The following is an 11780-nucleotide window of genomic DNA, read 5'->3' as shown; positions in this document are numbered from 1 at the left end:
GTGAATGACTACCTGTTCTCCCTGAATCCTTATGTAAAAGATTGCCGGGACGACTGGGTTTTTATCCTGAATGATGATATGAAACTGGCGCCGGACGTGTTCATGCAGTTACTGCCCGTCATGGCTGCCGATCCCAACCTGTTTGCAATTACCTGTAACGTGAATGATTGGGAAGGCACAGAAGAAACGCATGGTTTGAGGAGGTTCAGGATCACCAAAGGGTCGGCAACTTCTTACTGGAGCGATCAGAAGGCAGATAAGGAGAAGTTGTATCACACCTTGTACCCTGGTGGTGGATCAGCGGTTTTCAGTGTTCAGAAGTACAACCAGCTGGAAGGTTTTGACCCGTTGTTTCGCCCTGCCTATGCGGAAGATCTTGACCTGGGTTACAGGGCCTGGAAGATGGGCTGGCCAACGGTGTATGCCCCTAAAGCCATCCTGTATCACCGTGAGGGAGCAACCATCCAGATCCAGTTCGAAAACAGCGCTCTGATACGGAAGATCACACGCAATACCATGGCCTGGTATCTGAAGAATATCCATACCCCGGCCTTCCTGCTCAAATTCTTTGTTTATTTACCATACAGGCTAGTTTACTTTTATATATACAACCGGAATTATTACTTTGCGATGAAAAGCGTTCTGGGTTCGCTGAGCGCTATTCTGAAGGCCAGGAAAAAGGCTTCGAAAGCATCCGTGCAGAGTGACGAACAGATCATGAAATTATTGAACAATACCCCTGTATACACGGTACAGGCCAATTGAATACGCATGAAGGAAATGGTAGACCATGGTCAGGTCAGAGCATATTATAATTCTGAATATTACAAGGATGTAAGCGCATCCGGAAGACCGCTATCTCATTACAAGACTTATCTGGATATGTTGGGCGTCAGTCCATCTGATAAAGGAAAAGCCATACTCGATATCGCATGCGGCAAAGGAGATGTCCTGTTTCATGCATCCGGGATGGGACTTCGATGTGCGGGCGTGGATATCTCCGATGCGATCGTAGAATATACGTCTAAAAAATATCCCTCCTTTGATGTGAAGAATGGTGTTGCAGAAGCATTGCCGTGGGAAAATAATACGTTTGATTTTGTCACCTGCCTGGGGTCTCTGGAGCATTTCCTGGATCAGCCTAAAGCCATCTCAGAAATGATACGTGTATCAAAAGCGAATGCACGCCTCCTGATCATGGTACCCAATGTGAACTTTCCTAACTGGACCGGCACGAATCAGCAGGATATCAAAGAAACCCTGCTCTCTCTGGATGAATGGAAAGATATGCTGCAAACCAACGGACTGGAGATCGTGAAGGTGTTTCCGGATAAATGGCCCGTGAATTGGGTGCCCCTGCCGAAGAGGAAACCGGTGAAGTTTATTCAGGGACTCATCAAGCGCTATCAGCTTTCCAGTCTTCCCCTGGAAAAGAGTTATCAGTTTATTTTCAAGTGCAAAATTGCCTGATATGCCCGTAAACGGACTACTGAAAGGTAAAACCATACTTATCACGGGAGGAACAGGGTCTTTCGGAAATCATGTGGCCAGATACCTGTCCGAGCAGCAGCCGGATAATATCATGATCTACAGCCGGGATGAGAAGAAGCAATACGAGATGAGAAAAGATCATCCCGACTACCAATATATTATTGGAGATGTCAGGGATGAAAGACGTCTGGGAAGGGCCATGAAAGGCGTGGACTATGTGTTTCACGCAGCCGCACTCAAACAGGTACCTTCCTGCGAAGAGTCACCCATGGAAGCTGTGCAGACAAACATTTATGGATCATATAATGTCACAGAAACTGCCATCAGGAATGGGGTTGAGAAGGTGGTGGCATTGAGTACCGATAAGGCGGTAAAGCCAATCAACGCCATGGGAATCTCCAAATCCATGATGGAAAAGATCGTGTGTTCTCAGAATCAGCAGAAGGTGGATACGGTGTTCTGTTGTGTGCGCTATGGCAATGTGATGGGGTCCCGCGGCTCCGTGATCCCACTTTTTAAAAAACAGATCGACGAAGGACAGAACCTGACCATTACCGATCCGGATATGACCCGGTTTCTCATGACCCTGGGACAGTCCGTGGAATTGGTGCTGCACGCCATGTTGCATGCATCCGGTGGTGAGGTGTTTGTGAAGAAAGCACCTGCCACCACAGTGGAAGCCCTGGCAAAAGCCATGTTGTCGAAGTATGGCGACGGCGACCAGGGACGCCTTCAGAATGTGGGCATCAGGCCTGGAGAGAAAAAGCATGAGGTGTTGGTGAATGAGTATGAAATGACACGGGCGGTGGAGTCCGAAGGATATTTCGAGGTGGTTCCCGAATACCGTGAAAACAAGACCAATACGAATTATACGCCGGGGTATGAATATACTTCCGAGAATACTGAACAACTCACCACAGATCAATCCATCAGCGATCTCCTGGATAGAATGGGTGATATGGCCTTTTATGACTAGATGACGACCTACCAACATAGCCCTGTTCTTGTATTGGGACCGCGCGGAATGCTTGGTCAAACGGTCATGAAGTATTTTCGGCAGACCGGAAGAAATGTGATAGCGGTTGACGAACGGTTTGAAAATAACGGATGGACAGCACTCACAGATGTATTACTCGAACACCCCAACGGGATCGTGGTGAATTGCATCGGACGCATCAAACAAAAGACCAATCAGTTGCATGACCTTCTTTGGGCCAATGCCATTCTGCCCCTCGAGCTGTCTCATCGCTTGCCTGAGTCAACCTTAATCGTTCATCCCAGTACGGATTGCGTATACAACGGAGCTACAGGTGCGCCATATGCTACCTCTCACAAGACAGATGCCGGTGATGAGTACGGCTGGTCAAAAGCCCTGGGAGATGCGGCCCTGGTTCACAGAAAAAATACCCTGATCCCCAGGGTGTCCATTATCGGTCCGGATGAAAATCCAGCGGGCAAAGGATTGCTTAACTGGTTCCTGACCCAACCGAAAGGAAGCCAGTTGAAAGGTTTTGAAAACCACCTCTGGAATGGGATCACAACCCTGGAATGGTGCCGGCTGGTGGATGAGTGGATCCGGCAACATCCGGATGGATGCGAATCGGCTGAAGTGATCCAATGGGGTACCGCAGATCATCTGACCAAGTATGAAATGCTTATGCTGTTTCAGGAGTTATTTGAAACAAAACACCAGATAGAATCTGTGAAGACGGATGTGACTGTGGATAGGAGGTTAATACCTGATGTGGTTTCAGTTCCACTCCGGCAGCAGCTGGAATCACTCCGCCAATGGATGACCCAAAATACTTCTAAGTCGACCGTAAAATGATCGCAGTGATCATACCTGCGTATCGGGTAAAGTCTCATATACTGGGGGTGATAGCCGGCATCGGTCCGGAAGTCAATAAAATTATTGTGGTGGATGACGCCTGCCCGGAAGCCAGCGGAAAGTTTGTGACGGAACATAACCGTGATGAGCGGGTAGTGGTGCTCACACACAAACAAAACAAAGGTGTTGGCGGAGCAGTGAAAACAGGGTATGTACATGCCCTGTCCATCGGTGCGGATATTTGTGTTAAGGTAGATGGCGACGGTCAGATGGATCCCAACGAGATTCCCCGATTGGTGGAGCCACTGTTGCGTCTCGAGGCCGATTATACCAAGTGCAACCGTTTCTTTGCGATGGACTACCTGAAACCGATGCCTAAGATCAGACTTTTCGGCAATGCGGGCCTGTCGTTTATCAATAAGGCTGCGAACGGTTACTGGAACATCATGGATCCGACCAACGGCTTTACCGCTATACGCAAAGAAGCCTTATCACAACTTCCACTCGATAAGATCGCCGACCGCTATTTTTTTGAAAGCGATATGCTTTTCAGATTGTCAACCGTTCGTGCCGTGGTAAAGGATGTCCCGCTTGCTGCACGATACGACGATGAGACAAGCAGCCTTAGCGTAACGAAGGTGTTGTTTTCATTTCCACCCAAGCTGTTCTCAAGGTTTCTGAAAAGGATCTTTTACAATTATTTTCTTAGGGATTTTAATGTGGGCTCTGTAGAGCTGATCATCGGAATGTTGCTGCTGCTGATCGGGGGCGGCATTGGTGCTTACCACTGGTATCTTAGCGTGACATACAACATTCTGGCTTCAAGTGGAACAGTAATGCTATCCGCGTTGCCAGTCATCATCGGTTTCCAGTCACTCATCGCGGCCATTCATTTCGATGTGAATAACCTACCCGTTCACCCGATCGCATCCATCTCCTATTCCAAACCTGCGGGATAAATGCGGGAGGCTGACAAGCAACCGGTCCGGATATGAAGTTCATCACAGATAAGATATCATTCATCGCCTGGGAAAATTTCACCGACCCGGCTCTCTATGGCCATTGGTTCCTGGCATTGCTGGGTATTTTCTTATTTGCAGTTGTTGCTTCCTGGATCGGATTTTTCTTAAATGACCACTTTGATTTTGATACTGTGCTGGAGAAATGGTTGGTGTCTACGCTTACCGGAATGTCCGTGATGGCATTCGGTATGATCATTCTGGGAGTCTTCTCAATGCTTACCCCGGAAAGAACAGCAGGGTGGATGTTGTTCCTCGTGTTGATCGGGTGGTTCTCCAATGGGAAGCTGCCAGCGATACATGGTTTTATGAAGATGTGGCGTGAATTGGTCTCAAGGTATCCACTTTGGTGGACCCTGTTTGCCATCACCTCTTTGCCCTCGCTGATGCCGCCCTTTCGATGGGACAGTATCTCTTACCATTTGCCTTATGTGATGCAATGGGTGGAAGCGGGTGGATTCACAGTTGATCCATACATGCGATACCCACTTTACACGTTTAATTTTCACATGCTTCATACATTGGGTCTGCTCTTTGATTATACCCCCTTTGTGCATTTGCTGAGCTGGTTTTCAGGTGTGCTGGCTGCCCTGGGTATAAGGTCGCTGCTGACCAGGATGAAGGTGACGGACTGGCTGGCGACGGCCTGTGCACTGGCATTCTTTTTCACGCCCCTTGTGCAGCGCTATCTCAACGTGGGCTATCTGGATATACCCTTGATGCTGTTCCTGTTTTTTACAGCTTATATGCTTATCCTTTGGTCTGCCGATTCCGGAAATGTGCGGATGGCTATCGCTACAGGACTTGTATGCGCCATGTTTGTTGGGATGAAAACAACCGGTGCTCTGATCGTTCCGGTTATCCTCTTGGTCGCCTTCGTCCTGCTAAAAAGAAAGTGGTCTGCGGAGGCAGGGGCGTTCCTGCTCGCTTTTGGTGTTCCCGGTGCGTTCTGGTATCTCCGGAATGTCGTGATCGATGGTGATCCGATCCCGCCTTCGCTGAATATGATGTTGGGCAGGGAGGATCTTTTCTGGACTGAGGCGGACTATCAAATGATCATGACGGACATCAAAGGAGGAATCACTTTTGGTCTTCCCATGTTCAAAGCGCTTTTTCTCGGCAATGAAAAGGGAATGCTGCGGGATTGGCCTGTATTGGCCTATGTGCTTTTATTTCCGATGTCACTGCTATGCCTGAAAGAATGGAAACAGAAACGCATATGGATTCTTTGGGCTTTCCTGATACCGGCAGCTCTGATGTGGCTGTTTTTATCGCCGCTCATCCGCTACATGCATTTTCTTCCTTTGGCAGCTGTGCTGGCCGGGCTCGGTTGGGAGACGGTACGACGATGGTTGACGTCTCATATGCAAGGCTTTTGGCTGCAGAGCCTGTTTGGGATTTTTGTGGTTCTGACCCTGGTGGGGCCTTCACATCTGGCATTCTCATATTACCTGCAAAATTTCGCCAGACCGATTCCATTCGGTGAGAGGGAGAAACGAGCCTTTGTTGATTATGGGGATCCCAGCGCCCTGGAGCTGATTGATGAGCTGAAAAAATACACCACGGAAGGAGACATCTATAGTGTGGGACTGACGCATATGAAATACTACTACCAGGAGCATGGCTATCATATGGTGGGTGACCTCGTGAACCATCACCGCTACAGCGACCTGAAAGCAGCATATGAGTACCACGATCTTGCAGGTTTTTTCAATGAAACAGGTTGTGCATGGATGATCACCGATACCACCGCCTTTAAAAAACTGACCGGTATTTACTGGAAGGATTTCAGCGACGAGATGCAGAGAGCTCCCAGACTGGATGTGGTGTTTCAGAAAGACCGTCACGCCATTATTCATCTTCCCCGTACCGAATGATCTACCTCTACACCAACGATTTTTTACCCATGTTCGGAGGGGTGGCGGATTATTCAGCTAACCTGGCTGCTCAACTGCATCACCACGGCCTTCTGGGAAAAGTGATTACCTCTGCGGTTCAGAAATCACCGCTACCGTTTCCGGTTGACTCATCATTCATAAAACATCAAAGAAATCTGCATCAGAGAAGCGGTGACGGCTATCCGATATTCCGGAAGATAAATACACTGTGGCATTTTTTTGTTCTGAACAGAGAAGCCCGGAAGGAAGCGCGGAGACTGAAAAGTGAGGACCGTCAACCTTACGTCATTATCACCGCATACTATGATGATGAGACGCCGGTATTCATCCGTTGGCTGAAAACTTATTCGATCCCGTATGCCATCGTTCTGCATGGACTGGATATTATCAGAAATACAGATCGGGATAAATCTTCCTTTGTTAAGCATTGCCGGCACGCTGATCTGCTGATCTTCAACTCAAATGCAACCGCGCAACTGTTTCGTGAAAGGACTTCTGTTGCTCCGGATCATCAATATGTATTGTATCCAGGCGTTGATCCCGGAAAGATGATGACTCCTGACAGCGACGATAAGAAAGGTGGTTTTGTCATGACATCTGTATGCACCCTGGTGAAAAGAAAAGGCCTGGACATCGCCTTGCGTGCTTTTCGGAATATCGCCGAACATGACCCGGAAGCAAGATATATCATTGTTGGGGATGGCCCGGAAAGAAATGCCCTGGAGGAGCTTGCATCGGATCTGGGTATTCGGGATGCCGTGAAGTTTTCGGGTAGGGTGGATGAAGCCGAGAAGTTTCGCGTGTTGGAGATGAGTCATGTTTTTGTAATGCCAACAAGGAGTTTGGGAGATAAGGATTTTGAAGGATTTGGCATCAGCTTTCTGGAGGCTGCTTATTTTGGGAATATCTTGATTGGAGGTAAGCACGGTGGCGTCCCCGAATCAATCGGCGATGAAGGGAATGGTTATATGATGAATTTTGATGAGCCGGGCGTGGAGGATGCGCTGAGCGATCTGCTGTCCACGCTGCATGCAAGAAAGGATACGGATGCATTCAGGCAGGCATGTGATCAGGCAAGAAGACGTATCCGGGAAAATTTTGATTGGAAGGTGCTCGCATCTGATTTTCTAAATAAAACAGGTCTCGGGGTGAAATACGGAAATGCAAATCAAACCGGTGAATAGCATGTCACAGGTCTCGGTGATCATACCTTGTTTTAATGCCGCAGAATGGCTTCCCCAAACCATCGAAAGCTGCCTGTTGCAGGGATCTGACTTTCTGAAGGAAGTGATCATTGTGGATGACGGCTCGGAAGATAACAGCAGGGAGGTGGTGGAGATCCTGATTAAAAAACATGGAAGCCACATTCGTTGGCTCCGGAACCCATCCAAAGGGGCCAATGCTTCGCGTAACCATGGCCTGGCTCATGCTACCGGTACCTATGTGCAATGGCTGGATGCGGATGACCTTTTGCTCACCGGGAAGTTCAAGGCACAAATCCGGGCGCTGGAGGATTCAGAAGCTGCCATCGCATACAGCGACTGGATGCATGTGAAGTGCAATGCGGATGGGAATGAAGTCCGCACGTTGGAGGTGCGTTCTGGTATCACGGACTACCTGGAAGCACTTCTCCGCGACCGCTGGTCGGCCAACAACAGCTATCTGATGACTAAAAGATGCGCCGATGATCTGGCATTGGCAGGAGGTTGGAATGTCAACACAAAAGTGGCGCAGGACCGCGAGTACTTTACCCTGGCAGGTATCCGTGGTCATGTTTTTGTCTATGAGGCAGGTTGTTTTTGTGAATATATCCGACGTAATCCGGAATCCATTTCACAGATGGATTTCCATAAACGAAGTGAGCTCACGCTGAAACTCACAAGCCAGTTGATCCAAAAACTTCGCGATTCAACGGCGCTGGAGAAGGGCCGGAGGGACCACTACATTGCCATTCTACAAACCCAGATGCTGGTGACACATTATTACTTTCCTGACCTTGTGCCACCGGAGGTGATTGCGTACAAGCAAATTTTTTGGGGAGACGTACATCCCAAAATGCGCTTGGTGATGCCCTGGATCTGGTTAAGGGCCAAACGGAAAAACAGAGGCCTTCCTTCCACTTAAATCGTAAATTAGCGCGATCTTAAAAACAAGGAGTAACCCGTCCGACTCCAGCTATGGCGAATATCCTTTTGATAACCACCCAGAACCTTACCACCAACCCAAGGCTGCAAAAGGAATTCCTGAAACTCAGACAAGATCATGCAGTGCAGGTCATCGCATTTTCAGACCTGGGTTGGAGCGATACCTTGGAAACAGAACGTGGTGCAAAGGAGCAATGGGTGTCACTTGTCCGGTATATCCCTGCATCGCGCGCCTCAGGTTGGCCGTTCGTTTATGCAACCATGATCAGCAAGCTGGCGGGTCTGATGGACAGGGTAGGTTTGGCCGGGATCAGGATGAAGGCATGGGCGTCAAATAAAAGGGCCGTGCTGTTGTGGAGAAGCTTGCGAAAATATCGCCCGAAGGATTTTGATCTGGTATTGGTACATACCCTTGGGGCTTTATACCCCGCGTGGCGATGGCTGCAAGGTACACCGGTGCCCTGGGTCTTTGATGTAGAGGATTTTCATCCCGGAGAAGCCATGCCGGAAGATGGAGGATTTGAAAAAAAGCGTCGGATAACCCTGATGCGTGAACTCTTACCCGGTGCTTCTCACGTACATTTCGCATCACCATTGATTGGTGAAGCGGTGAAAGGATTACCGGTCTCCCTGAAGTCGTCATCGGTGCTCAATAACTGCTTTTCACGTCATGAGTTTGTTCCTCCTGACAAGGAGCTGACCGGAAGAATAAAGCTGGTATGGTTCTCCCAAAACATTGATGGAGGACGGGGATTGGAAGAAGTGATCAAGGCTATTGCACCCTTGCAGGATGAAGTGGAATTGCATCTGATCGGAAACCTGGTCCAGGATTTTGAAAGAGAATGGATCGCTCCGAACCGGAAGTTTATTCATACCCATTTGCCTATGCCGCAGGAAAAATTGCACCGGTCACTCATGAACTACGATGTGGGACTGGCCATGGAACTATCCACCGCCGATGAAAACCGCAATTTGTGTCTGACCAACAAGATATTCGCATATTTACAGTCCGGACTTTATATCCTTGCGACGGACACGCAAGCCCAGAAGCGTTTTATGGATGAGCATGCCAGGCATGGCGTGGTTTGTGGACAGTCTGTGGAAGCTTTGTCTTCGGCGATGGCAGAACTGGTGAAAGACAAGACGCGCATCCGAAGCGGTAAAGATGAAAGATATAAATTGGCGGATGATGTGTGCTGGGAGAATGAGTGCGGAAAGTTGTCAGAATTAATTGAACGATGGACCAACCAAGCCCGTCATGCGTAAACTGTTGATCATCTATCCCCATTGGCCCCCGTCAAATCTGGCTGGCGTGCATCGTCCGAGGCTTATCTCCAATTTTTTAAAGGAGTTTGGTTGGCACCCGATTATTCTGGCGGTTGATCCGTCATTCTACGATGAAGCGCCCGACAACGATATGAACAAACTCGTGGCTTCTGACGTGGAAGTGCATCATGTGCCTGCAAGAAGTAAGAAAGGAATTATAGGTGATCTGGGATTGCGGGCCCTTCCTTACCTCAGGAAAAAAGCGCTGGAAATTATCCGTGATGAACACCCGGATTTTCTGTGGATCCCGATTCCATCGTTCTATACCGCTTTACTCGGCAGGCAATTACATGACAAAACGGGTATCCCGTATGGAATTGATTACATCGATCCCTGGGTGGATGGCTTTACACATGGAAGGAAGGTGCTTTCCAAAGACTGGATGAGTAACCAGGTGGCGAGAATTCTAGAGCCTTATTGCGTGAAAAAAGCATCTCTGATCAGTGGCGTGTCGGTGCCGTATTTTAAACCGGTGCTTGACCGGAATTTCTCTAACGGCCGGCAGGTGCGGTATGTGGGAATGCCTTATGGTTTTGATCCCCACGACCATGAAGTGAAGATTGAAGGGGTGGAGCTCCCCTGGGGCAAAGATGAAGAGGTCTATATCTACGCAGGCGCTTTCCTGCCGAAGTCCAGGTACTTCATGCAGGTGCTGTTCAAGGTATTTAATGAATGGTTGAATAAACAGGATACGTCACGTCGCGACCGCATCAGGTTGTATTTTGTAGGTACCGGATTCTATTCCGGAGAAACGATCGCAGATTATGCCAGGCAGGCCGGTATCTCGCAACATGTGGTTGAGATCAGGGACCGTTTTCCGTTTCTCGTCATTCTTCATATGTTGTCAGCAGCGAAAGGGGTCATGGTGATCGGAAGCACGGAAGCGCACTACACCGCCTCAAAAACATTCCAGGCAGTGCTGTCCAAAAGACCGGTGCTGGCCATGTTTCACGATCAAAGTTCGGCCGCAGCCGTGTTAACGGATATTCATGCGGATAATTACCTGGTGCGCTATAAAGAAGATGCGTCTGAAGAGGTGTTGCAGGAAGAAACAGCCGATGCGGTGCAGCGTTTTCTTTCAGGGAACGAAGTCTGGTCTCCGGCATATGACGCCCTGAAATCATATTCCTCATGGGCTTCCGCCAAGGCCCTGGTTGATCAAATCAATTCAATTATAGAAAAGCAGTGAAAGAAATCCGACAGATATACAACTTCCTGAAAGAACATCCCCTTACCAGAGGCCATTCCACATCGGCCTTGTTCCGTTTTGCCCGTTGGCAGGTGATGAGCAGACTCAGGGAAAGATTGGAGGTTCCTTTTGTGGGAGACAGTCGCCTGGTTGTAAAGAAAGGTATGGTGGGAGCTACCGGAAATATTTATGTAGGCCTGGCGGAGTTTCCTGAAATGAGTTTTCTCTTACACGTGCTCAGGCCGGGAGATCTTTTTGTGGATGCCGGTGCAAATGTGGGCGTGTTTACCGTGTTGGCATCTGCTGTGGCCGGTGCCGATAGTGTGGCTTTTGAGCCTGTACCCGAAACTTTTCATTGGCTGGAAGAGAATGTGCGCGTGAATAAAATGACGCAAAAGGTCAGAGCGTTGAACATGGGCCTGGGTGAGGAAAGCTCTACCATCCATTTTACCAAAAACCTGGACTCGGTGAACCATGTGGTGATGAACCCCGTGAATACGGAAGACACGATTCCCGTGAAGGTAGACCGGTTGGATGTAAGCATAGCTCCGCGCTTTCCTTTTCTTATGAAGATAGATGTGGAGGGTTTCGAATACCAGGTGATCAATGGTGCCACCAGGGTGATGGAGAATCCGACTCTTTCTGCCATTATCATTGAGTTGAACGGAAGTGGAAGGCGTTACGGAATTGAGGATAAACAAATTAAGGAGCGTCTGGAAGGCTACGGTTTCAAACCGCATTACTACGAACCCTTGTCCCGTAATCTGTTTTCCGTGGATGAAACATGGAAAGGGGATAACGTGATCTATATCCGGAATGAAGAAGTTGTGCGCGACCGGATCAGATCCGCGGATAAGATCAATGTACTGAATCACCGATTCTGAA

At 48.8% G+C, this 11780-nt stretch carries 11 protein-coding genes; all 11 read left to right on the top strand.

What is annotated here, in order from left to right; all coding sequences use genetic code 11:
* Window positions 1-765: glycosyltransferase family 2 protein (locus tag KDD36_07270; GenBank protein MCB0396436.1), on the top strand; the 765-nt coding region annotated here is incomplete at its 5' end.
* Between the two features lie 6 nt (window positions 766-771).
* Window positions 772-1470, top strand: a complete 699-nt coding sequence (locus KDD36_07265; protein MCB0396435.1) for a class I SAM-dependent methyltransferase — start codon at window positions 772-774, stop codon at window positions 1468-1470.
* A gap of 1 nt (window position 1471) precedes the next feature.
* A complete protein-coding gene (locus KDD36_07260; GenBank protein ID MCB0396434.1) occupies window positions 1472-2467 on the top strand; it encodes a polysaccharide biosynthesis protein in 996 nt (331 codons plus the stop codon).
* Complete coding sequence (locus tag KDD36_07255; GenBank protein ID MCB0396433.1) at window positions 2468-3319, top strand: sugar nucleotide-binding protein; 852 nt, start codon at window positions 2468-2470, stop codon at window positions 3317-3319.
* Complete coding sequence (locus KDD36_07250) at window positions 3316-4278, top strand: glycosyltransferase family 2 protein (protein MCB0396432.1); 963 nt, start codon at window positions 3316-3318, stop codon at window positions 4276-4278. The genes KDD36_07255 and KDD36_07250 overlap by 4 nt, the downstream gene beginning before the upstream one ends.
* A gap of 32 nt (window positions 4279-4310) precedes the next feature.
* On the top strand, window positions 4311-6215 hold the full coding sequence (locus KDD36_07245; protein MCB0396431.1) for a hypothetical protein: 1905 nt from the start codon (window positions 4311-4313) through the stop codon (window positions 6213-6215).
* Window positions 6212-7420 carry a glycosyltransferase family 4 protein gene (locus tag KDD36_07240; protein MCB0396430.1) on the top strand — a complete coding sequence of 403 codons (1209 nt, stop codon included), beginning with the start codon at window positions 6212-6214 and terminating at the stop codon, window positions 7418-7420. The genes KDD36_07245 and KDD36_07240 overlap by 4 nt, the downstream gene beginning before the upstream one ends.
* A 1-nt stretch (window position 7421) precedes the next feature.
* Window positions 7422-8360, top strand: a complete 939-nt coding sequence (locus KDD36_07235; GenBank protein MCB0396429.1) for a glycosyltransferase family 2 protein — start codon at window positions 7422-7424, stop codon at window positions 8358-8360.
* A gap of 53 nt (window positions 8361-8413) precedes the next feature.
* Window positions 8414-9646 carry a hypothetical protein gene (locus tag KDD36_07230; GenBank protein ID MCB0396428.1) on the top strand — a complete coding sequence of 411 codons (1233 nt, stop codon included), beginning with the start codon at window positions 8414-8416 and terminating at the stop codon, window positions 9644-9646.
* Window positions 9639-10895, top strand: a complete 1257-nt coding sequence (locus tag KDD36_07225) for a hypothetical protein (protein MCB0396427.1) — start codon at window positions 9639-9641, stop codon at window positions 10893-10895. Before KDD36_07230 ends, KDD36_07225 begins: the two co-directional genes overlap by 8 nt.
* A complete protein-coding gene (locus KDD36_07220) occupies window positions 10892-11779 on the top strand; it encodes an FkbM family methyltransferase (protein MCB0396426.1) in 888 nt (295 codons plus the stop codon). The genes KDD36_07225 and KDD36_07220 overlap by 4 nt, the downstream gene beginning before the upstream one ends.
* Window position 11780: the final 1 nt, after the last annotated feature.

The sequence above is a fragment of the Flavobacteriales bacterium genome, assembly GCA_020435415.1.
Taxonomy (GTDB): Bacteria; Bacteroidota; Bacteroidia; order JACJYZ01; family JACJYZ01; genus JACJYZ01.
This window is presented reverse-complemented; position numbering and strand designations above follow the sequence as displayed.

Excerpts from the sequence above, each read along its gene's own strand:
- KDD36_07265 (MCB0396435.1), top strand. The coding sequence starts at position 772 with ATGAAGGAAATGGTAGACCATGGTCAGGTCAGAGCATATTATAATTCT.
- KDD36_07260 (MCB0396434.1), top strand. The coding sequence starts at position 1,472 with ATGCCCGTAAACGGACTACTGAAAGGTAAAACCATACTTATCACGGGA.
- KDD36_07255 (MCB0396433.1), top strand. The coding sequence starts at position 2,468 with ATGACGACCTACCAACATAGCCCTGTTCTTGTATTGGGACCGCGCGGA.
- KDD36_07250 (MCB0396432.1), top strand. The coding sequence starts at position 3,316 with ATGATCGCAGTGATCATACCTGCGTATCGGGTAAAGTCTCATATACTG.
- KDD36_07245 (MCB0396431.1), top strand. The coding sequence starts at position 4,311 with ATGAAGTTCATCACAGATAAGATATCATTCATCGCCTGGGAAAATTTC.
- KDD36_07240 (MCB0396430.1), top strand. The coding sequence starts at position 6,212 with ATGATCTACCTCTACACCAACGATTTTTTACCCATGTTCGGAGGGGTG.
- KDD36_07235 (MCB0396429.1), top strand. The coding sequence starts at position 7,422 with ATGTCACAGGTCTCGGTGATCATACCTTGTTTTAATGCCGCAGAATGG.
- KDD36_07230 (MCB0396428.1), top strand. The coding sequence starts at position 8,414 with ATGGCGAATATCCTTTTGATAACCACCCAGAACCTTACCACCAACCCA.
- KDD36_07225 (MCB0396427.1), top strand. The coding sequence starts at position 9,639 with ATGCGTAAACTGTTGATCATCTATCCCCATTGGCCCCCGTCAAATCTG.